General features: G+C 61.3%; 24 protein-coding genes and 1 tRNA gene. 20 read left to right on the top strand and 5 right to left on the bottom strand.

The window, feature by feature from the left end:
* Positions 1–59 precede the first annotated feature (59 nt).
* The 6 genes from HUV48_RS01880 (at position 60) to HUV48_RS01855 (ending at position 5,075) form a co-directional block, all read left to right on the top strand.
* On the top strand, positions 60–995 hold the full coding sequence (locus HUV48_RS01880) for a TraB/GumN family protein (protein ID WP_318656030.1): 936 nt from the start codon (positions 60–62) through the stop codon (positions 993–995).
* A gap of 132 nt (positions 996–1,127) precedes the next feature.
* Positions 1,128–1,814, top strand: coding sequence for a 50S ribosomal protein L25/general stress protein Ctc (locus HUV48_RS01875; RefSeq protein ID WP_176266066.1), 687 nt, complete (start codon positions 1,128–1,130; stop codon positions 1,812–1,814).
* A 116-nt stretch (positions 1,815–1,930) separates the two neighbouring features.
* Entirely contained in the window at positions 1,931–2,506 is a 576-nt protein-coding gene (pth, locus tag HUV48_RS01870) for an aminoacyl-tRNA hydrolase (RefSeq protein WP_176266065.1), read from the top strand.
* A gap of 69 nt (positions 2,507–2,575) precedes the next feature.
* Entirely contained in the window at positions 2,576–3,676 is a 1,101-nt protein-coding gene (ychF, locus tag HUV48_RS01865) for a redox-regulated ATPase YchF (RefSeq protein WP_176266064.1), read from the top strand.
* Positions 3,677–3,752: 76 nt separating this feature from the next.
* Complete coding sequence (locus HUV48_RS01860) at positions 3,753–4,553, top strand: DUF1206 domain-containing protein (RefSeq protein ID WP_176266063.1); 801 nt, start codon at positions 3,753–3,755, stop codon at positions 4,551–4,553.
* Between the two features lie 60 nt (positions 4,554–4,613).
* The gene (locus HUV48_RS01855; RefSeq protein ID WP_176266062.1) at positions 4,614–5,075 is read left to right on the top strand and encodes a MaoC family dehydratase; all 462 of its coding nucleotides are present in this window, start codon (positions 4,614–4,616) and stop codon (positions 5,073–5,075) included.
* Positions 5,076–5,079: 4 nt separating this feature from the next.
* Here the strand turns inward: HUV48_RS01855 and HUV48_RS01850 are convergent, their stop codons facing one another.
* Positions 5,080–5,595, bottom strand: a complete 516-nt coding sequence (locus HUV48_RS01850) for a hypothetical protein (protein WP_176266061.1) — start codon at positions 5,593–5,595, stop codon at positions 5,080–5,082.
* Positions 5,595–7,430 (bottom strand): DNA mismatch repair endonuclease MutL, encoded by a 1,836-nt coding sequence (gene mutL / locus HUV48_RS01845; protein WP_176266060.1) that lies wholly within the window; start codon positions 7,428–7,430, stop codon positions 5,595–5,597. Before mutL ends, HUV48_RS01850 begins: the two co-directional genes overlap by 1 nt.
* 234 nt (positions 7,431–7,664) lie before the next feature.
* Between mutL and HUV48_RS01840 the strand changes: the two genes are divergently transcribed.
* The 6 genes from HUV48_RS01840 to HUV48_RS01815 all read left to right on the top strand — a co-directional run bounded on the left by HUV48_RS01840 (position 7,665) and on the right by HUV48_RS01815 (position 13,605).
* The gene (locus HUV48_RS01840; RefSeq protein WP_176266059.1) at positions 7,665–8,708 is read left to right on the top strand and encodes a rod shape-determining protein; all 1,044 of its coding nucleotides are present in this window, start codon (positions 7,665–7,667) and stop codon (positions 8,706–8,708) included.
* A 13-nt stretch (positions 8,709–8,721) separates the two neighbouring features.
* Complete coding sequence (locus HUV48_RS01835; RefSeq protein ID WP_176266058.1) at positions 8,722–9,657, top strand: rod shape-determining protein MreC; 936 nt, start codon at positions 8,722–8,724, stop codon at positions 9,655–9,657.
* Positions 9,657–10,211, top strand: a complete 555-nt coding sequence (gene mreD, locus HUV48_RS01830; protein WP_176266057.1) for a rod shape-determining protein MreD — start codon at positions 9,657–9,659, stop codon at positions 10,209–10,211. Before HUV48_RS01835 ends, mreD begins: the two co-directional genes overlap by 1 nt.
* A complete protein-coding gene (gene mrdA / locus HUV48_RS01825) occupies positions 10,211–12,280 on the top strand; it encodes a penicillin-binding protein 2 (RefSeq protein WP_176266056.1) in 2,070 nt (689 codons plus the stop codon). The genes mreD and mrdA overlap by 1 nt, the downstream gene beginning before the upstream one ends.
* The gene (gene rodA, locus HUV48_RS01820; protein ID WP_225871481.1) at positions 12,281–13,396 is read left to right on the top strand and encodes a rod shape-determining protein RodA; all 1,116 of its coding nucleotides are present in this window, start codon (positions 12,281–12,283) and stop codon (positions 13,394–13,396) included. It abuts the gene before it with no gap.
* Positions 13,397–13,529: 133 nt separating this feature from the next.
* Positions 13,530–13,605, top strand: a tRNA-Lys gene (locus HUV48_RS01815).
* A 25-nt stretch (positions 13,606–13,630) separates the two neighbouring features.
* Here HUV48_RS01815 and HUV48_RS01810 read toward each other — a convergent pair.
* Entirely contained in the window at positions 13,631–13,960 is a 330-nt protein-coding gene (locus HUV48_RS01810; protein WP_176266055.1) for a hypothetical protein, read from the bottom strand.
* Positions 13,961–14,079: 119 nt separating this feature from the next.
* On the opposite strand from HUV48_RS01810, the gene ribB reads away from it, so the two are divergent.
* Together ribB and ribH are read left to right on the top strand one after the other, a co-directional pair.
* A complete protein-coding gene (ribB, locus tag HUV48_RS01805; RefSeq protein WP_176266054.1) occupies positions 14,080–15,339 on the top strand; it encodes a 3,4-dihydroxy-2-butanone-4-phosphate synthase in 1,260 nt (419 codons plus the stop codon).
* Between the two features lie 5 nt (positions 15,340–15,344).
* On the top strand, positions 15,345–15,767 hold the full coding sequence (gene ribH / locus HUV48_RS01800; protein ID WP_176266053.1) for a 6,7-dimethyl-8-ribityllumazine synthase: 423 nt from the start codon (positions 15,345–15,347) through the stop codon (positions 15,765–15,767).
* Here the strand turns inward: ribH and eno are convergent.
* Positions 15,764–17,047, bottom strand: a complete 1,284-nt coding sequence (eno, locus tag HUV48_RS01795; protein ID WP_176266052.1) for a phosphopyruvate hydratase — start codon at positions 17,045–17,047, stop codon at positions 15,764–15,766. The genes ribH and eno overlap by 4 nt on opposite strands.
* A gap of 159 nt (positions 17,048–17,206) precedes the next feature.
* On the opposite strand from eno, the gene HUV48_RS01790 reads away from it, so the two are divergent.
* The 6 genes from HUV48_RS01790 to HUV48_RS01765 all read left to right on the top strand — a co-directional run bounded on the left by HUV48_RS01790 (position 17,207) and on the right by HUV48_RS01765 (position 20,107).
* Complete coding sequence (locus HUV48_RS01790; RefSeq protein ID WP_176266051.1) at positions 17,207–17,758, top strand: hypothetical protein; 552 nt, start codon at positions 17,207–17,209, stop codon at positions 17,756–17,758.
* 97 nt (positions 17,759–17,855) lie between these two features.
* On the top strand, positions 17,856–18,302 hold the full coding sequence (locus HUV48_RS01785) for a phage holin family protein (RefSeq protein ID WP_176266050.1): 447 nt from the start codon (positions 17,856–17,858) through the stop codon (positions 18,300–18,302).
* The gene (locus tag HUV48_RS01780) at positions 18,299–18,631 is read left to right on the top strand and encodes a hypothetical protein (RefSeq protein ID WP_176266049.1); all 333 of its coding nucleotides are present in this window, start codon (positions 18,299–18,301) and stop codon (positions 18,629–18,631) included. The genes HUV48_RS01785 and HUV48_RS01780 overlap by 4 nt, the downstream gene beginning before the upstream one ends.
* Before the next feature lie 77 nt (positions 18,632–18,708).
* Positions 18,709–19,287: a hypothetical protein gene (locus HUV48_RS01775; protein ID WP_176266048.1), complete on the top strand. Its 579-nt coding sequence runs from the start codon at positions 18,709–18,711 to the stop codon at positions 19,285–19,287.
* Between the two features lie 105 nt (positions 19,288–19,392).
* Positions 19,393–19,623: a DUF4170 domain-containing protein gene (locus HUV48_RS01770; RefSeq protein ID WP_176266047.1), complete on the top strand. Its 231-nt coding sequence runs from the start codon at positions 19,393–19,395 to the stop codon at positions 19,621–19,623.
* A 10-nt stretch (positions 19,624–19,633) separates the two neighbouring features.
* On the top strand, positions 19,634–20,107 hold the full coding sequence (locus HUV48_RS01765; protein WP_176266046.1) for a GNAT family N-acetyltransferase: 474 nt from the start codon (positions 19,634–19,636) through the stop codon (positions 20,105–20,107).
* 7 nt (positions 20,108–20,114) lie between these two features.
* Here the strand turns inward: HUV48_RS01765 and greA are convergent, their stop codons facing one another.
* Positions 20,115–20,582: a transcription elongation factor GreA gene (gene greA, locus HUV48_RS01760; RefSeq protein ID WP_176266045.1), complete on the bottom strand. Its 468-nt coding sequence runs from the start codon at positions 20,580–20,582 to the stop codon at positions 20,115–20,117.
* Between the last annotated feature and the right edge of the window lie 108 nt (positions 20,583–20,690).

Raw genomic sequence — 20,690 nt, 5'->3', positions numbered from 1 at the left:
GCGTTGAAAGGAGCGAAACGTTAGGAACGCCGTGAGATCAGTTTGAAGGGGGAATTATTGTGACAACATTATGTGGAAGATTTGCAGCTACATTCACTGCGGCAGCGACGCTGGCTGTGCTGCCGGCTTGTGCGCAGCAGGCTGAGCCCGCAGTTCAGGCGCCCGCAGTAGCATCTGCCGAAGCTGCTTCACTGGACGGTCCGGCTTTGTGGAAAGTCGCCGACGAAGACACCACCGTTTACCTCTTCGGCACAATCCACGCGCTGCCGGAAGGCAAGGACTGGTACAGCGGAACGATTGCGAAGGCTTTTGATGCGTCGGGCGAACTCGTCACCGAGATCCCTGCGGGGGCGGAAAACGATCCCGCTACGGCGCAGCTCATTCAGACGAAGGCCATGCTGCCCGCCGGAACGACGTTGCGCTCAAAGCTCACGGATACCCAGCGCGCGACATACGAAGAAGCGCTTGCCAAGCTGAATCTACCGGCACAGGCCTTTGATCAGTTCAAACCATGGTTCGCGGGAATGACTCTCGGCCTTTTGCCGCTGCTTCAGCAGGGATATTCTCCAGAGGCGGGCGTGGAAAAGGTTCTCGAAGGAAAGGCCGGCGAGGCGATGACCCGCGGCGCACTCGAAACTGCCGAATATCAAATCAGCGTGTTCGACGGGATGCTCGAAGACGCACAGATTAGCTTTCTCGTCGAAACCGCCGAAGGCATCGACGACGCCAAGGCCAAGCTCGATGCGATGGTCAGTGTCTGGATGGCGGGTGATGCCGACCGGCTTGCCGCACTCATGAACGAGGAACTGACCGACCCGATGTTGGCGGAACGCCTTCTGTATACACGCAACGGCAATTGGGCCGAATGGATTGACGAACGGCTCGATGAGCCGGGTACGGTCTTCATTGCGGTCGGTGCAGGTCATCTTGCGGGCCGGAACAGCGTGCAGGACAAGCTCGCCGAGCGTGATTTGAAAGCGGTACGCGTTCAGTAAAAGCGTCGGGCTCGCCGCACAACCGCTGGACAAGGCGCGCTCCTTTCCGTAAGGGCGCGCCTTTCGCGTCATGGTCATCCCTGGAGGCGTGGCGGGAAAAATGTCTCAAAAGCATTTCGAAAGGCTAGAATTATGAGCGACGCTCTGACCCTGCCGGCCGAGACGCGCGAACGGGCTGGCAAGGGAGCCTCCCGTGCACTGCGTCGCGAAGGCCGTGTTCCCGCCGTTGTCTATGGCGGCAAGGAAGAACCGACCCCGATCCACGTGGAAGAGAAGGAACTGGTCAAGCAATTGATGACCGGTCATTTCATGAACTCCATCGTGAACGTCGAAATGGGCGGCAATACGATCCGCACGATCCCGAAGGACGTCGCGCTCGATCCGGTCACCGACCGTCCGATCCACGCCGACTTCCTCCGCCTTGCCAAGGGCGCGAAGATCGACGTCGACGTGCCGGTGGTCTTCGTGAACGAAGAAGCATCCCCTGGCCTTAAGAAGGGCGGCGTGCTGAACGTCGTTCGCCACGAACTCGAACTAGTCTGCGATGCCGACCGCATTCCGTCGGAAATCGTCATCGACGTGACCGGCAAGGAAGTGGGCGATTCGATTCACATCAGCGAAGTCCACCTGCCCGAAGGCAGCGAAAGCGCGATCACCGACCGCGACTTCACCATCGCGACGCTGGTTGCTCCTTCCGCTCTCAAGAAGAGCGAAGAAGAAGGTCAGACTGGCGAAGGCATGGAGCCGGGCGAAACCGCTGCTACCGAGCAGGGCCCGGACGACGACGCCGCGCAGGAACAGGAAGAGAAGAGCGAGTAAGCTCGATTCATCGATACAGGTAGTGAACGCCGGGCTTCGACGAGAAGTCCGGCGTTTTTGTTTGTCCTATCGCTGCGCCACTTGAGAGCGGGGGGAAATCTCCCTAGGCGGCAGCGATGCAAATCTGGACTGGCCTCGGTAACCCCGGCCCGAAATACGCGCTGCACCGGCATAACGTGGGTTTCATGGCTTGCGACGTGATCGCGGAAATGCACGACTTCGGCCCCGTGCAGAAGAAGTTTTCCGGCTGGGTGCAGGAAGGCCGGGTCGGGTCTGCCAAGGTGCTGCTGCTCAAGCCGGCGACTTTTATGAACGAGAGCGGCCGGTCGGTCGGCGAAGCTTTGCGCTTTTACAAGCTCGATACCGATGCCCTCACCGTATTCCATGACGAACTCGATCTTGCGCCGTTCAAGGTGAAGGTAAAGCAGGGCGGCGGCCATGCCGGACATAACGGGCTGCGCTCGATCGACCAACATCTCGGCTCGGAGTTTCGCCGGATACGTATCGGCATCGGTCATCCGGGGCACAAGGACCGGGTCAACGGGCACGTGCTTTCCAATTACGCGAAAGCGGAGATGGACGATCTGGCAGAAATGCTAGCGGCAATCGGCGTGGAAGCGCATTGGCTCGCGGAAAACGACGCCCCACGGTTCATGAGCGATGTCGCACTGCGCCAACAAGACGCGGCATAGAGCAACGACACTGGTCAATCGCATGGCGCTCGCCTAAACGCGCGGCGCAGCCAATCACCGGAGTATTTCATGGGTTTCAAATGCGGCATCGTCGGACTGCCCAACGTGGGCAAGTCCACCCTCTTCAATGCGCTTACTGAAACGCAGGCAGCGCAGGCCGCGAACTATCCGTTCTGCACGATCGAGCCGAACGTCGGCCAGGTCGCGGTTCCGGATGAGCGGCTCGACAAGATCGCCGCCATCGCGAAAAGCGCGAAGGTCATTCACACGCAGCTTGCTTTCGTGGACATCGCCGGTCTCGTGAAAGGCGCGAGCAAGGGTGAAGGCCTCGGCAACCAGTTCCTCGGAAACATCCGCGAGGTGGACGCGATCGTCCATGTGCTGCGCTGTTTCGAAGACGACGACATCCAGCACGTCGCCAACCGCGTCGACCCGATTGCCGATGCCGAAGTGGTCGAAACCGAATTGCTCCTCTCCGACCTCGAAAGCCTTGAGAAGCGCGTTCCTGCAGCGCAAAAGAAGGCGACCGGCGGTGACAAGGAAGCCAAGGCGATGGCGAGCGTACTCGGCCAGGCACTCGACCTGCTGCGCGAAGGAAAGCCGGCAAGGCTGACCGAACCCAAGGACACGGAAGAAGAGCGCCTGTTCGAGCAGGCGCAGTTACTCACTGCCAAGCCGGTGCTCTATGTCTGCAACGTCGCGGAAGAGGACGCGGCGAACGGCAACGCGCTGTCGCAGCAGGTTTTCGCCAAGGCGGAGCGCGAAGGGGCGGAGGCTGTCGTCGTTTCGGCCGCGATCGAAGCAGAACTCATCGGCATGGAACCTGAAGAACGGGGTGAATATCTCTCCGAACTCGGCCTTACCGAATCCGGGCTGTCGCGCGTCATCCGCGCCGGTTACAAACTGCTCGGCCTGAACACCTTCTTCACTGCGGGACCGAAAGAAGCGCGCGCCTGGACCTTTCCGAACGGCGCCAAAGCTCCACAGGCGGCTGGCGAAATCCATTCCGATTTCGAGCGCGGCTTCATCCGCGCCGAAACCATCGCCTACGACGACTTTGTCGGTCTCGGCGGCGAGAGCGCAGCGCGCGACGCAGGCAAACTGCGCCAGGAAGGTAAGGAATATCTCGTCCAGGACGGGGACGTGATGCTGTTCAAGTTCAACGTCTAGGGACCGATTGCTGCCCTTGCCCGTTGGGACACTCAACGATAACAAAACCTAACAGGGCAAAGAAGGAACGGGGCACATGGTGGACAAATCGGAAAAGTTTAATTGGCTGGTGCGCGTTGGCTATTTCAGCCGCGCGATCCTTTACGCGGTGCTCGGCCTGATCGCCCTTACCAGCGCGGGGAAGATCGCACAAGGTACCAACGGCGTCTTTCAGGCGATCGAGGATTTTCCGGCAGGCACGGTAATACTGTGGATCCTGGTTGTGGGCCTCACGGCTTACGGTCTGTTCCGTTTGTGCTCGCCGTTGTTCGATATTGAGAACAACGGTTCGGACGCCAAAGGCTGGGCGCACCGCATCGGTCACCTCGGTAGCGCGATCGGTCACTTCGCCCTCGCTTATTCGGCGTATAAATTCGCCAGCAGCGATACGAATTCGTCCGGTGGCGGCGCGCAGGAAGCGGCTTCGGGTGTGCTTTCGGTAGAACTTGGCGGCATCATTCTCGGTCTGCTAGGTCTGGCCTTCTTCGGTGCGACGGTTTCGCAGGCGAAGAAAGGCATTACCGGCAGCTTCATGAACCGCATCAGCGGCCAGGCACCCGACTTCACCCGCATTCTGGGCGGCATCGGTTTTTGCGCCCGCGCAGTGGTTTATGCGGTAATCGGATGGTCGCTCGTCCAGGCGGGTTTTATGTCAAGCGGTTCCAGCCAGGTAAAAACCTTGGGTAGCGCGGTGGCTTCGCTCGCGGATGACGGAATTCTCTTCACGCTCGTCGCGATCGGCCTACTGATCTTCGGCCTGTTCAGCCTGATCCTTGCGCGTTACCGGATCATTCCGGAGATGAGTTCGAACGGCAAGGTACCGAGCTTCCGCGCTTGAACCAATCACCGGGCGGGCAGAGAAATGCCCGCCCGTTTCATTCCTGAAAGGTAAGCGGCGGTGCGTTATTTCGAAGATATCGAGATTGGCGAGAAGCAGTCGTTCGGTTCCTACGAGGTAACCCGCGACGAAGTCATGCGATTTGCCGAGAACTACGATCCGCAGCCGTTTCATCTCGACGACGAAGCTGCCGCCCGCACCCATTTCGGCCGTTTGTCGGCGAGCGGCTGGCATACCTGTGCGATGACCATGCGCATGATGGTCGAGAACATGAAAGTCCATCAACAAGCGAGCCTGGGCTCTCCGGGTATAGACGAACTACGCTGGAAAAAGCCGGTCTTTCCGGGAGATACCTTGCGCGTCGAAACCGAAGTTCTGGAAAAACGGGCAAGCAAGTCGCGGCCCGAAATGGGTTTCTTCAAATCACGGATCGTTACTTACAACCAGGATGACGAACCGGTGCTCGAGATGACCTCGAACGGTATCATGCAGGTACGCGAACCGCGCCGCGCGGAAGGTTAGGCGCTCAGGACCCGCACTGCGCGGTGCCGACAGCCCTGTAAACCGTCTCGTTCCGGCCGTCACGCACCGTGAAGTTCGCTTGGTGTTCGACGGTTTCGATGCCGATCTGCCTGCCGTCACCCTCGGCTATGTCGATCATGAAAGAGAGCCGCCTGCCGTCGTAGCGCGTGCGCGATCCGAAAGCGCTTTCAGCGCTTCCCATATCCGGCGCGAACCGCTCGATATCGCCGTCGATCTTCATGAAACCACTGTCGGCCAGTGCGAGCGCGATCGGTCGGTCGCTTGAACCTTCGGGGATGAAGGCGCAGCTTGCGCCATACATGTCGTTCGCTTCGATATCCTCGTAGAGGATGCGCTGCGGAGCCACGGATTCCGCCGGGGGCGTCTGAGCAGCCTCTACCGCGGCGATATCGGCGGCATCCTCGGCCGCCTTTTGTGCCGTTTCCTCCGCCGTGGGTTCCCGCTCGCTGCACGCGGTCAGCGCCAATGCCCCCAACAATCCAAGTCCAATCTGCCGCATCAATGCCTCCCGAACAGTTTCTCGACGTCGTCCATCGACAGCTTCACCCAGGTCGGTCGGCCATGGTTGCATTGTCCTGAACGCGGCGTGCGCTCCATCTCGCGCAGCAATGCGTTCATTTCTGCGACGGTCAGGTTGCGCCCTGCCCTCACCGATCCGTGGCATGCCATGGTTGCCAGAACCAGATCGAGCTTCTCGCCGAGCAGCAATGCCGTTCCGTGTTTGGCGAGATCGTCGTCGATATCTTCCAGCAGCTTCGCCAAGTCGCCGTTTCTCAGCGCGTGCGGGGTAGCCCTGACCAGCATTGCTCCCGGACCGAAGCGTTCGATTACGAGTCCGTGCTGCGCCAGCGTGTCGATCGCTTCTTCCAGCCTGTCGCACGCCGGTTCGTCGAGCTCGACCACTTCCGGCATGAGCAGCGCCTGGCTGCGCGATACGGCTTCCTCGGCGCCCGCAGCTTTCAGCCGTTCGAGCACGAGCCTTTCATGGGCAGCATGCTGATCGACCAAAACGAGACCGTCCTCGGCTTCCGCGACGATGTAGGTTTGTGCGACCTGCCCGCGCGCTATACCGAGCGGGTAGCTAGGCGAAGGTCTCTCTTCGTCCATTGGCGTCTCGGCCCGTCCCTGCGGCATGGCCAGAACCTCACCATCGGCTTCGTCGCTTCGCATATAGGCCTGAACCCGCGCCATGTTGCCGGCAGGCGGCGTCCAGCCCGATCCGGCGAAGATCGACCGCATGGCTGCAGGCTGTTCGACCGGCTCGCGCTGCCAGCGATCCATCGCGCTCCGGTCCGGACCTTGCGCGCTGCGCTTGTCACCGCTCGCGAGCGCGCGGCGCAGGCCGGAGACGATGAACCCGCGCACGCCTGCGGCATCGCGAAAGCGTACCTCGGTCTTGGCTGGATGGACGTTCACGTCGACATCTTCTGCCGGAAGCTCGAGGAACAGTGCCAGTACGGCATGACGGTCGCGCGCCAGCATATCGGAATAAGCGCCCCTTACCGCTCCGATCAGGAGCCGGTCTTTCACCGGGCGGCCGTTGACGAACAGATACTGGTGGTCCGCCACACCGCGGTTGTAGGTCGGCAGGCCAGCGATGCCGGTCAAGCGGATGAGTTCTCCGGTTTCGGTCGGGCGTTCGAATTCGATTCCTACGCCGTTTTCCTTCAATTCGCGCGTGACGATCTGCGCTGCGCGTTCGGCTAGATCCTCGCCCGCCTGCACCGCCAATACGCGCCGCTCGCCGTGATCGAGTGTAACGGCGATATCCGTCCGGGTCATCGCGAGGCGGCGGACCACGTCGAGGCAGGCAGCGTACTCGCTCCGCGGCGTGCGCAGGAACTTGCGGCGCGCGGGCAGCTTGTCGAACAGGCCTTCCATCCTGATCCGCGTACCCGGCGGGATCGCACAGGGCGCATTCTCGATCAACTCGCCGTGGTCGATGCGCTTGCGCCAACCGCTCTCCGCGTCGCGCGGGCGGCTTTCGATGGTCAGCCGGGAAACGCTGGCGATCGAGGGGAGCGCTTCACCGCGAAAGCCGAGCGTGCGGACCTGTTCGATCGCGCCCGCTTCCCCAATCAGACTCTCGGGCAGCTTCGACGTCGCGTGCCGTTCGAGCGCTAGCGCCATTTCGGCAGGATCCATCCCGCAGCCGTCGTCGGATACCTCGATCCCGCCGAGGCCCCCGTCGACCAGATTGACCCCGATCCGTGTCGAACCGGCGTCGATTGCATTCTCAACCAGTTCCTTGAGCGCGGACGCCGGACGCTCCACCACCTCGCCCGCGGCAATGCGGTTGATCAGCGTTTCTGGCAGGCGGCGGATTTGTGGCATTAGTCAAGGCTAACGCCAAGGCGACGCAAATTCGAGGTCGGCAGTGGAAAAAGAACCATCTTTCGACATAAAATTTTGGAGTTTTTCGAAGCGCTTCGCTAAGGCCCGTTCTGGATCGAGCCCTGGCGAGCGAAAGCAGGGGGAACGGACGGGCCTATATGGCCTGACATTACTCCCGCATGATCGTAAAGGTGCGGGCTCAGCGCGCTAACAAATGACGGAATTACCTTTCCCATGGGCTTCTTTTCCAACCTGATGAAATTCGGCACCCAGAATATCGCTATCGATCTGGGAACCGCAAACACGCTCGTTTACGTGCAGGATCAGGGGATCATCCTGAACGAACCGTCGGTCGTTGCGATCGAGACTCTGAACGGGATCAAGCGGGTCAAGGCCGTGGGCGACGATGCCAAGATGATGATGGGCAAGACGCCCGACAGCATCGAGGCGATCCGTCCGCTGCGCGACGGCGTCATCGCCGACATCGAAATTGCGGAAGAAATGATCAAGCATTTCATCCGCAAGGTTCACGGGAAGAAGAGCCTGCTGCGCTATCCCGAAATCGTGATCTGCGTGCCGTCGGGCTCTACCTCGGTAGAGCGCCGGGCGATTCGCGATGCGGCAAGCAATGCCGGGGCGAGCCAGGTTTATCTTATTCTGGAGCCGATGGCGGCTGCGATCGGCGCCGATATGCCGGTAACCGAGCCGGTGGGCTCGATGGTGGTCGACATCGGCGGCGGCACGACCGAAGTCGCCGTGCTTTCGCTGCGCGGCCTGGCCTACACCACCAGCGTTCGTACCGGCGGGGACAAGATGGACGAAGCGATCGTGTCCTACGTTCGCCGCCATCACAACCTGCTGATCGGTGAAGCTACCGCGGAGCGGATCAAGAAAGACTACGGCGTCGCGATGCCGCCGGAAGACGGTATCGGCGAAGCGATCACGCTCAAAGGCCGCGACCTCGTGAACGGCGTTCCGAAGGAAATTACGATCAACCAAGCGCACATCGCCGAAGCGCTGTCCGAACCCATCGGAGCGATCATCGAAGGTGTGCGTATTGCGCTCGAGAATACCGCACCCGAACTCGCTGCGGACATTGTCGATCAAGGCATCGTGCTGACCGGCGGCGGAGCCCTTATCAAGGGTCTCGACGAATATCTCCGGGAGGAGACGGGCCTACCCGTATCAATTGCGGAAGATCCGCTAACCTGCGTCGCGGTCGGCACCGGGCGCGCCATGGAAGACCCGATCTACCGCGGCGTCTTGATGACGGCCTAAGGCGGGTTAGCTAATGGCGCCGCCTACCTCCCGGCGCTCCAGCTATTCGAAGCGAGCGCAGATAAGCATCTTCACCGGCTACATTCTGGCCGCGATCGGTGCTGTCATCGGCGTGCTTCTCATCATCCTGTCGATCTGGCGTCCCGATCTGCCGGGCAACATCCGCGCGCGGGCCAACGACGTGGTCGTGCCCGCGGAACGGGGCGCAGCCGAAGTCAGAACCGGCAGCAAGGGCTTCCTCGAAAGCGTTCAGGGCTATTTGCGCGCCGGTGCGCAGAATGCGGAGCTCAAGCGGGAAGTCGAACTCGCCCGTATTCGCCTGGGTGAAGCAGCGGTCGTTGAGCAGGAAAACAGGAGGCTGAAAGCGCTCTTGGCGTTGGAAGGCGGGGAGAGCCGGCCGGTGGCCATCACGCGCATGGTCGGAGCCACTTCCACCAGTTCGCGCCGCTTCGGCTATATCGGCGCGGGGACGAACGACGGCGTGCAGCCCGGAATGCCTGTGAGAACGGACCGCGGCGTGGTCGGTCGCGTACTCGAAGCGGGCGCCAACAATGCGCGCATTCTGCTGTTGACCGACAGCCAGAGCGTACTTCCCGTGCGCCTGTCCGACGAGCGCCGCGAAGTCGTCGCCTTTGCGCGCGGTAACGGGGACGGCCGAATCCGGATCAGGCTGATCAACCTCGGGCTCAATCCGCTCAAGCCGGGCGACCTCTTCGTAAGCAGCGGCGCCGGCGGCTACTACCAGCCGGGTATCGCGGTCGCATTGGTCGAGGAAAAGACCGACGACGGGGCGATCGCACGCGTCGTAAGCGATCCTGCCGCAGCCGATTTCGTGGCGGTCCAGCCAATTTACCAACCGGAAGCCGTCGCTGCATCAAAGGTAGCCGACGAGGAAGTGCTTGGCGAGGGAACTGGCGAGACGACCGAAGCGGCGGAGGAAGCCGAGTAATGGAACGGCTCAACCCCCGTGCGCGCAGCGATCAGTACGGCAGCCGCCTGAACCGGTCGCATTCGGCGATACTCGCCAATATCGTTCCGTGGCTCAGTATCATGCTGGCTTCGCTCGCACCAATCTTCGTTATCGCATCGGGCATTCCGATCATGCCGCCGCTGGGGCTACTGATGATGCTGGCGTGGCGGCTGGTGCGTCCCGGCCTGCTGCCGATGTGGGCGGGCCTGCCCCTAGGACTGTTCGACGACCTTTTCAGCGGCCACGTTTTCGGTAGCGGCGTCCTTTTCTTCTCGCTTTCCATGATCGCGATCGAGGCGATGGAGGCGCGCTTCCCGTGGAGCAACTTTTTCCAGGATTGGTTAACGGCAAGTTTAATTGTCATCGTGTACCTTCTCTTTGCGATGTTATTATCTGGTGCCCAACTCTCCTTCGAACTGCTGTCTGCATTGGGACCGCAAGTGGTCCTGTCCATTCTCGTATTCCCGTTCCTGTCGCGCATAGTGTCGCGATTTGACCGGATGCGGCTGCTGCGCTGGCGGGTGGTCAACTGATGGCGCTCGGCCGCGGGTCGGGCCCGCCAATCTCAGCAACGCACTTACGCAACCGCTTCGACAGGCGGACATTCGTCATCGGCGGATTGCAGGTCGGTATCGGCACGCTGCTTGCCGCGCGCATGGCGTATATCGCCATTGCGGAGAACGAAAAATACGAGACCGAAAGCGAAAGCAACCGGGTCAACCTTACGCTAATCCCCCCGCGCCGTGGCTGGCTGCTCGACCGGAACGGCGCCCCGCTCGCATCCAACCGAGCGGACTTCCGTGTCGACGTTATTCCGGAGAGGCTAGTCGACCGGGAGCGGACAGTGGACGTGCTTGGCGACATTCTCGGCCTTCAGCCGCCGGAACGCGACGATCTGCTGAAGAAGATCGGCGAGGCGCGCCGCTTCCAGCCGGTCGAGGTTTCGGCAAATCTCTCCTATGACGAATTCGCCGCGATCAGCGTTCGCCTGCCCGAGCTCCCGGGTGTGATCCCGCAGCGCGGCTTCTCGCGCTTCTATCCGACTGGCCCTTCGGTCGGCCACCTGATCGGCTATGTCGGTCCGGCTTCGGCAGAAGAGTATGAGGAGGACCGGAACCCGCTCCTGATTACGCCGGGATACAAGATCGGCAAGGACGGCCTCGAAAAGCAGTTCGAGCGCGACCTTCGCGGTGTCCCCGGTGCGCGGCGCGTCGAAGTGACCGCAGCGGGCCGGATTGTGCGCGATCTCGATACGCGCGACGATGTCCAGGGCGATCCGGTGCGCCTGACCATCGACGGACCGCTGCAGGACTACGCGGCTCGCCGCATCGGGCTCGAATCGGGATCGGTCGTCGTCATGGACTGCCAGACAGGCGACATCTTGTGCATGGCTTCCATGCCGAGTTTCGATCCCAACAGCTTTTCCGGCGGCATTGGGCGGGTCGAATATTCGATGCTGCGCGACGACGAACGCGTGCCGCTGCGCAACAAGGTGCTTAAGGGGCTCTATCCACCCGGCTCGACCGTCAAGCCGATGCACTCGATGGCGTTTCTCGATGCCGGCATAAAACCGACCGACACCGTCTTCTGCGGCGGCGGCCTGCGCGTCGGAAACCGCTTCTTTCGCTGCTGGAAACGCGGCGGGCACGGCACGGTCGATATGGCCAAGGGCATCTACCAGAGCTGTGACACTTACTTCTATTATTTCGCGCAGAAGGTCGGCTTCGATTTCATTGCTCAGGAAGCGCGCAAATTCGGTCTGGGTCAGGAATTCGACCTGCCGGTGACGAGCCAGTTCTACGGAACCGTTCCCGATCCCGATTGGAAGATGCGCAAGTACGAGCAGGAATGGCAGACCTTCGACACTGTCAACGCGTCCATCGGCCAGGGTTATTACCTTGCCAATCCGCTGCAGCTCGCCGTTATGGCCGCGCGTTTGGCCACCGGTCGAAAGGTCGAGCCTCGGCTGCTTCGGACCAACAAGATTCAACAGGTCGAGGACTTCCATTATTCTACCGATGAGCTTGCCTACATCCGGCAAGCCATGAGCGATGTCGTCAACGGACCGGGCACGGCGGGCCGCGGCCGCCTGCCGCTCGAGAACGTCAAGATCGCGGGCAAGACCGGGACCGCACAGGTCGTCTCGCTGAATAAGTCCGATGGCAAGAGCGGTCCGTGGAAGTACCGCGACCACGGTCTCTTCATCTTCTTCGCGCCCTTCGACAATCCGCGCTATGCCGGAGCGGTCGTCATCGAGCACGGCGGCGGATCGGGCGCGGCCTATCCGATTGCCCGTGACGTCACGACGTTCCTCTTCGATCCGCAAAAGGGTATGGACGCGCTGCGCGGGTTCGAGAACGACTGGGGCGGAACAGCCAAGGAACGTCTTGCCCGCCGTTATGCCGAATACGCGCGCGCAGCCGGAGAGGCTGTCCCGCCCGTTCCCAGCCGCGAACAGGAAATCTTCGACCAGGTCGAAGCCGAAGCACGCCTCGCAGCCAGGCAGTCGGAAGAGATTGCCAACCAGCCGGTCGTTCCCCGGTCGGAGGCCAATCCCGTCGGCGACCGACGGGGGCGGCCGGGCGGGGTCAGTTCGCTGTAGATGAGCATCGTTCCTCCCGCTGTCGCGCGGCAACCCTGGCAGATGCTGATTCCCCTGTTCGTGCTGATAGCATTTGGTGCGGCGGTGCTGTTTTCGGCAGCGGGCGGCAACATGCAGCCATTCGCGCAGTCGCACCTGATCCGTTTTGCCGTATTCTTCGTGATGGCGATTATCATCACCATGTTCACGCGGGCGGCAATGAAATTTCTCGCTTATCCAGTGTACATCGTCATCCTGCTGCTACTGGTCGCCGTGGAAGCGATCGGGTTCGTCGGCGGGGGGAGCCAGCGTTGGCTCAATCTCGGTTTCATGCAATTGCAGCCGTCGGAGCTCATGAAGCCGGCGATCGTGCTCGCGCTTGCCAAATTCTACGACACGCTGCCCATCGGCATGGTCGGCACGTGGCGCGCCCTGGTCCCGGCTGGCGCTATTATCGCAATGCCAATGGCATTGGTGTTGTTGCAACCGGACCTTGGAACGTCGCTGGCGCTCGCATTCGGCGGAGCGGCCGTCATGTTTCTCGCCGGCCTCCCGATGCGCTGGTTCGTGATGGCCGGCGCCGCCGGAGCGGTCGCTGCTCCCCTGGCTTTTTTCTTCGGGCTTCAGGATTACCAGCGGCGGCGCGTGACGACCTTCCTCGATCCGGAAAGCGATCCGCTGGGTTCGGGCTATCACATCACGCAATCGAAAATCGCGATCGGCTCGGGCGGACTGAGCGGCAAAGGGTTCAACGAAGGCTCTCAGAGCCATCTCAATTACCTTCCCGAACCGCACACCGACTTCGTTTTCGCGACGATGGCGGAGGAGTGGGGTCTGCTCGGCGGACTGGTCGTCATCGTGATCTTCGCCTTGATCCTGCGGTGGGGACTGTCGGTCGCTCTTAAATCGAACGACCGCTTCGCCCGCTTGCTCGCTGCAGGAATGGTCGTAACGATCTTCTTCTACGTTGCCGTCAACCTGATGATGGTCATGGGTTTGGCACCGGTTGTCGGCATCCCGCTTCCGTTCATGAGCCACGGCGGATCCTCAATGCTGACCAACATGATCTGCATCGGCATTCTTATGCAGGTGAGCAAATGGAACCGCGAAGCGCCGCGCAGCGGTCTGACGCATTAGCGAGGAAAGCCGAGGAATTTTCGCTGCACCCCTTCCCCTTCGCGTGCGGGACGCTATATGCGGCACTCCTTCGCGCGATTCGATCCGTTTTGACGGTGTGAATGTGAAGCTGATCGCGGCAAAAGCCCGATGTGGACGCATAGCTCAGTTGGTAGAGCAGCTGACTCTTAATCAGCGGGTCCTAGGTTCGAACCCTAGTGCGTCCACCATTCCTCTCCCGACAAATACCCGAAACTACTCGCCCCAGGTCGAGTGCGCGGCGGCAGTGCGGCCAGTGAAGCAGCGGCTGCGGTCCTGCTCGCAAAAGTCGATGAGATCGGTTTCGGGAAAAGCGGCGAGGCATCGTTCCGCTTCGCACAAAGAACGGAAATAAAGGAGCGCCTCGCGCTCGCTTCCGTGACCCGCGTAAGTTGCTGCCATGCGGGCGAACCCGAGGTTTTGCAGTCCCCAAGCTTCCATCGCCTGGATCACGCCTGGCAATGCGCCGCGCTCCCACGCAATCCGTACGCGAATGGGAAAGTTGTTTTCGAGCGCTGCGGCGCGGTTTTTCGCCCGTCGAACCATAACCTCAGATTGAACGAACAGAGAACATGTAGGAAAGAGCGGGGGACACATTATTCTTGCGTGTGCGCTTGATGTGGACACCCGTTGCTCATCACATTATTGTGTGATACGTGGGCGGCATGGAACAGACAATCGACCGAATTCGCAGTCTCGTCGCCGACGGGTCGCTCACCAAAGCCGGGATCGCGCGCGCTTCTGGCCTTCATGCCAATACGCTGCGCGACTGCGATCAGGAAAGCTGGAATCCCACTGCCGAGACGGTCGCGAAGCTGAAGCGCTTCCTCGAGCAGAACGAGACCATCCCCGTCCTGTGCGGGATCGAGGAGATCATCAACGAAGCGCGCAACGGGCGCATGTTCGTGCTGGTGGACGACGAGGACCGCGAGAACGAGGGCGATCTCGTCATTCCGGCCCAGATGGCGACGCCCGATGCGATCAATTTCATGGCCATGCACGGGCGCGGGCTTATCTGCTTGTCGCTCGACCGGAAGCGCGTCGACCTTCTGGGGCTCGAGCCGATGAGCCGCTCGAACCGGACCATGTACGAGACCGCCTTCACGACGTCGATCGAAGCGCGCGAGGGGGTGACGACCGGGATTAGCGCCGCCGACCGCGCACGGACGATTTCGGTCGCGATCGATTCGGGTAAAGGCAAGGACGACATCGTTACGCCGGGTCATGTCTTCCCGCTCGTCGCGCGCGATGGCGGGGTTCTTGTGCGTGCAGGCCATACCGAGGCTGCGGTCGATATCGCCCGCCTCGCCGGCCTCAATCCGTCAGGTGTAATCTGCGAAATCATGAACGAGGACGGCTCCATGGCCCGCCTCGAAGATCTGATGTCTTTTGCGCGGCGGCATGGCCTGAAGATCGGCACTATACGCGACCTTATCGAGTACCGCCGCCGCTACGATCACCTTGTCGAGCGCATTGCAGAGACATCCTTCACTTCCGACTACGGCGGCGAGTGGAAGCTGCTCACCTACCGCAACAAGGTCGACGGTAGCGCCAGCTATGTGCTTCAGAAGGGGCACGTGGTGGAGGGGCAAGCCACCCTCGCCCGCGTCCATACGATCAGCTTGCTCGATGATATTCTCGGCCGGGCCGGACCGAAGAAGCGCATCCTGCAGCGGGCCATGACCCGTATCGGCGAAAACGGCGCGGGCGTAATCGTCATCCTCATCAACAGCACCGCGGCCTTTACCGGCGACTCCGCACCCAGCGCATCGGACGGCGACTTTCGCAATTACGGGATCGGCGCTCAAATCCTCGCCGACCTTCACATCGAAGACATGGTGCTGCTCACCAACTCGCACCGCAACGTCGTCGCGATCGAAGGCTACGGTCTCAATATCGTCGGCGAAGATCCCATTCCGGAGTAATCTACGTGGCCAAGTTCCTGATAGTCGAAGCGCGCTTCTACGCGCATCTCAACGACCAATTGATCGAAGGGGCGCGTTCGGCCCTGACCTCTGCCGGGCACGAGGTCGAGGTTCTGACCGTCCCAGGCGCACTTGAAATACCTGGTGCGATCGCGCTGGCGGCGGAAAGCGAGCGCTACGACGGCTTCGTTGCCATCGGCGTGGTCATTCGCGGCGAAACCTATCATTTCGAGATCGTCGCCGGCGAAAGTGCAAGGGCGATCATGGCGCTTACGATGGACGGTATTGCCATCGGCAACGGCATTCTGACGGTCGAGAACGATGCGCAGGCCGAGGTCCGCGCTGATCCTGCGCGCAAGAACAAGGGGGGAGAGGCAGCACAGGCCGCCCTCGCCCTCCTTGATCTGCGGAGCCGCTTCGCGAACTAGCCGATATTGCCGAAGCAGCGATCGCCGGCGTAAATAGCGCTCGCGCCCAGTTCTTCCTCGATGCGGATGAGCTGGTTGTACTTGGCGAGCCGGTCGGACCGGGCGAGCGAGCCGGTCTTGATCTGCCCGCAATTGGTTGCGACTGCGAGATCCGCGATCGTCGCGTCCTCGGTCTCTCCGCTGCGGTGGCTCATGACCGCGGTGTAGCCCGCGCGGTGCGCGATATCGACGGCATCGAGCGTTTCGGAAAGCGTGCCGATCTGGTTGACCTTTACCAGGAGCGAGTTGGCGAGACCGTCTGCGATCCCGTCGGCGAGGCGCACCGGGTTGGTCACGAAAAGATCGTCGCCGACAAGCTGAATCTTCTTGCCGATGCGGTCGGTAAGCGCCTTCCAGCCCGCGAAGTCGTCTTCCGCCATGCCGTCCTCGATCGACATGATCGGATAGGCATCGCACAGATCGGCGAGATAGGCGGTCATTTCCTCGCCCGTTAGCGACAGGTTCTCGCCAGATATCTCGTATTTCCCGTCGCGGAAGAACTCGGTCGAGGCGCAGTCGAGCGCCAGCGCCACGTCGCGGCCGGGCTCGAATCCCGCCTGCTCGATCGACGACATGATGAAGTCGAGCGCATCGCGCGTGCTGGCAAGGTCGGGGGCGAAGCCGCCCTCGTCGCCGACCGCGGTGGACAAGCCCTTGGCGGCCAGACCCTTCTTCAGCGTATGGAAGATTTCGGCTCCCCAGCGGACCCCTTCGGCAAGGCTGTCGGCACCGATCGGCATCACCATGAATTCTTGGATGTCGATCGGGTTGTCGGCATGCTCGCCGCCGTTGATGATATTCATCATCGGCACCGGCAGGACGTGAGCCTTGACGCCGCCAATATAGGAATAGAGCGGCAAACCGCGCGCATTCGCCGCCGCCTTGGCTACCGCGAGGCTGACGCCGAGAATGGCATTGGCGCCGAGGGTGCCCTTGTTGTCGGACCCGTCGAGCTCGATCATGGTGTAGTCGATGTCGCGCTGGTCTTCCGCGTCGAGCCCCAAGATCGCTTCGGAAATTTTCCCGTTCACCGCGTCGACCGCTTTCAGTACGCCCTTGCCGAGGTATCGCTGATTATCGCCGTCACGAAGCTCGACCGCTTCATGTGCGCCGGTCGATGCGCCGGAGGGTACCGCAGCGCGGCCAAAACTTCCGTCTTCGAGCAGGACATCGACTTCCACGGTCGGATTCCCGCGGCTGTCGAGGATTTCGCGGGCGTGCATATCGATGATGGCGGTCATGTAGCTCTCTTTCAGAATCTGTGGTTCGATTTGCGCCCCGGTGCGGCGCGGCAGCGGTGGTCTATGGGGCGGAACGATTACAAGCAAGTTGCATTGGTATGAATGAAGGAGAGGCGCATCTGCTGGGCCTCCGCAACGCTAACAGAGGGAATTTTGATCATGGTAAGTACTAGTGCGACCCCCGGCGCAACTACGACGCCGACCACGACGACTACGACGTCGCCGGTAGACACCACCGCCGCCGATACCGCATCGCCGCACCGCGCCGAAGCGAAGTCGCGTTTCAACAAGGCGCTTGACGAAGCAAAGGCCGGCGCCGCTGCCTTGAAGGCCGAAGCATCCGTGCGCGCTGGCGAATACAGGGGCCAGGCAAAGACCAAGGGCACCGAATATCGCGGTCAGGCCAAGACGAAGGCGAGCGATCTTGCTGTCGAAGGCAAGGCGAAGGCCAGCGAAGGCATGAAGTCGCTGAGCCGCATGGTATCCGAGCAGGCACCGAAGCTCGACGAGAAGCTTGGTGCGAAATACGGCGATTATGCGCGCAGCGCATCGCGATCGCTTGACGAAAACGCAGCGAAGCTTGAAACCAAATCGGTCGAAGAACTCGGTGAAGACGCCCGCGAATTCGTTCGCAAGAGCCCGGGCACGGCGGTCGGCATCGCTGCCGTCGCTGGCTTCCTGATCTCGCGGCTGTTCACTTCGAGCAAGTAACGAAAATGCATAAAGGGCCGGCGGAGTGCTGCCGGCCTTTTCCGCTCCGTATAAAAACTCGCTCGACGAGAGCATCCTATTCTGACGGAGAACGTCTTTGCTTGCATCCGACGCCCGAGACACCCCGACAGGCTATCCGCCGGAAGGCGACTACCCGCCGCACGAAGATCCGCGCGTAGCAGATCCTAGCGCGGAAGAGGAATACCCGCCTTCGCTGCTCGAAGATCTCAAGGCTTTCTACGAAGACGGCACGACCTATGTTCAGGCGGAACTCGCCTTCCAGAAAACCCGGGCCCGCTTTGCCGGAGACCGGCTGAAATCGGCTGCTGTTTTCGGCGTCGGCGCCTTGGCGTTTCTGCACTTGGCCTTGATCGCCTTCGTCGTCGGCCTCGTCATCATTCTCACGCCGGAAATCGGCGCCGTCGGCGCGACTGCGCTCGTAACCGGCTTGCTCCTTATCGGTGCGGCCATACTCGGCATGATGCTCAAGAAGAAAATCGACAGTCTGATAAGCGCCTTCGGCGATAAGGATATCCAGTCATGACCCGCCCGCTCGAAGCGCAACTTCGCGAAGACAAGGCGATGCGCGACGCCGCCTACACTCTGGTCAGAACCGACATTGCGCACCTCAAGGCAGACTGGGCCGAGAAAGGGATTGGCGCACGGACGGTCGACCGTCTGAAGGACGGCGCCAGCGAAGTCTACGAGGAAGCCGTCGACGTCGCATCCGACCACCGGGGTGTCCTGGCGGCGCTGCTCGCAGCAGTCGGGCTCTGGTTCGCGCGCAACCCGATCATGTCACTGTTCCTGGATGACGACGAGATCGACGAGGAGGAAGCGGACGACGATCTCTACGCTTACGAGCGGTACTAGTGGCCACGACCGCCTCTTTGGAACCGTCGGCACGTTCCGCGTATTAATCAAGTATATTACCGAATTCAGGAGATTTTATGGAAACCGCGACAACCGACACGAAGCCAGTCGGAAAAACCGACACCGTCCCCTCGGACGATGTGGCAACTGGCAATTCTGGAAACATGACGCGCGAGGAGAAGCGTGATCTTCTTCGTGAACGTATCGAAGCTGGTGAGCGCCGCAACCAGGAACGCTCGCTCGGCGACTACGCCAAGGATGCAGCCGACAATGCGAAGGAATTCGCGAAGGATCACCCTGTAGCGACTATTGCCGGCGCAATCGCTGTAGGCCTTGCGATCGGCGCGATGACACGTCCGGGACGCCGCCTTGCGCGTCAAGGCGCAGTTCGGACCGGCGCACTCGCAGCCATCGCAGCGGACGCCATCGCCGCATACAGCGCAAGCCTGATCGATGGTGCGGGCGACCTCGCCCGCAACAGCGGTGACGCACTCGAAGATTTCGGCGACACCGTGTCGGGCAAAGCCCGTACCCTGCGGCGCCGCGCCAGCTATGAAGCAAGCTCGCTTGCCGATAGCGCGGGAATGACCAAGCGCAGCCTCGCCCGAAAGGCTCGCCGTTCGTACCGCGACACCCGCCACAGTCTGCGGCATTAAACAGAGAAGCAATTTCAGAGAAAAGCGGCGCGCCGGGATTGCCTGACGCGCCGCTTTCTTTATGGCTCCAGCGAAATCTCTTTCCCCACAGACCGGACGAATAACATGCAGGAACAGAAAGCCGAACAGCAACTCTATCTCGTAATGGGCGGGCGCGTGTCCGATCCGCGCGCGATCAAGTTCCAAGATCCGGAAAGCATTCACGTGGCCGGCGTCTATGCCGATTACGAACGCGCCGAGGAAGCCTGGCGCAGCAATGCACAGCGCACGGTCGACGATGCCGAGATGAAATACGTCATCGTCCACCTGCACAAGCTGCTCGACCCGGAAAAGTAGGCCTAGCGGCTTGGCCTATTCGATCCGCCCGTACCGCTCCGAGGACGCGGTCTACCTGGACGAATTGTCACGCAAGGCCATCAGGATTTCGGCGCCGCGCGCCTATTCGCAGGATCAGGTCGCGGCCTGGCTTCAAAACTACCCGGACGTGACGAACTTCGATACGAAGCTGACGCTGGGGGGCGCCTGTTTCGTCGCCGTCGATGCCGAGGGAAAGCGGCTCGGCTATGTCCTGTTAGAGCGCGGCGGACATATCGACCGGCTCTTCACCAATCCCGAAGACGAGCGCCGCGGCGTTGCACAGCAGCTCCTCGCGGCGGCCGAACATTTCGCACGCCCGCACAAATGGGAGAGGCTGTTCGCCGAAGCGAGCGAACCGGCCCGCGCTGCGTTCGAGCGCGCGGGCTACCACATCGTGGCGCGCCGCAACTTCGAGATCGGCGGCATCCCCATGCACAACTGGGCGATGGAGAAGCGCCTCTAACTGATCGTCAGATGAATTCGATCTTGTCGACGAGGTAGAACTTGTCGCCCGAAGGAACGGTGACTTCGATCTCGTCGCCGACGCTCTTGCCGATCAAAGCCTTGCCGAGCGGCGAATTGTACGAAATCCGGCCGTTCTTCGCATCGGCTTCGGTCTGACCGACAATTTGGTACTTCACCGGCTTGTCGTCTTCGTCGAGCATGGTCACGGTCGCACCGAACACGACCTTGTCGCCGGACAGCGTGGTAGGATCGATGATCTGCGCGCGGCTGGTCCGGTCTTCGAGATCGGCAATCTGCGCTTCGACCTGACCCTGACGTTCCTTCGCCGCGTGGTATTCCGCGTTTTCCGAAAGGTCGCCGTGAGCGCGCGCCTCTTCTATGGCGTCAACGATCTTTGGACGCTCGGCGCGTAGCGTCTTTAGATCGGCAGTCATGCGCTCGTAACCTTCGGCGAGCATCGGCACCTTTTCCATAGGTATTCCTTTATTCTCAAGATCGTGGCCGCCGCAGCCGCGACAAATTCTACTCCGTTTGATCGCCGGTCGGCGTCAATTCTAACGGGCAGAATGTCGAGGAGGGAC

The organism is Qipengyuania atrilutea, assembly GCF_013370205.1.
Classification (GTDB): domain Bacteria; phylum Pseudomonadota; class Alphaproteobacteria; order Sphingomonadales; family Sphingomonadaceae; genus Actirhodobacter; species Actirhodobacter atriluteus.
Note: the sequence above shows the minus strand (reverse complement) of the source record. Positions and strands in the feature narration are given on the sequence as shown.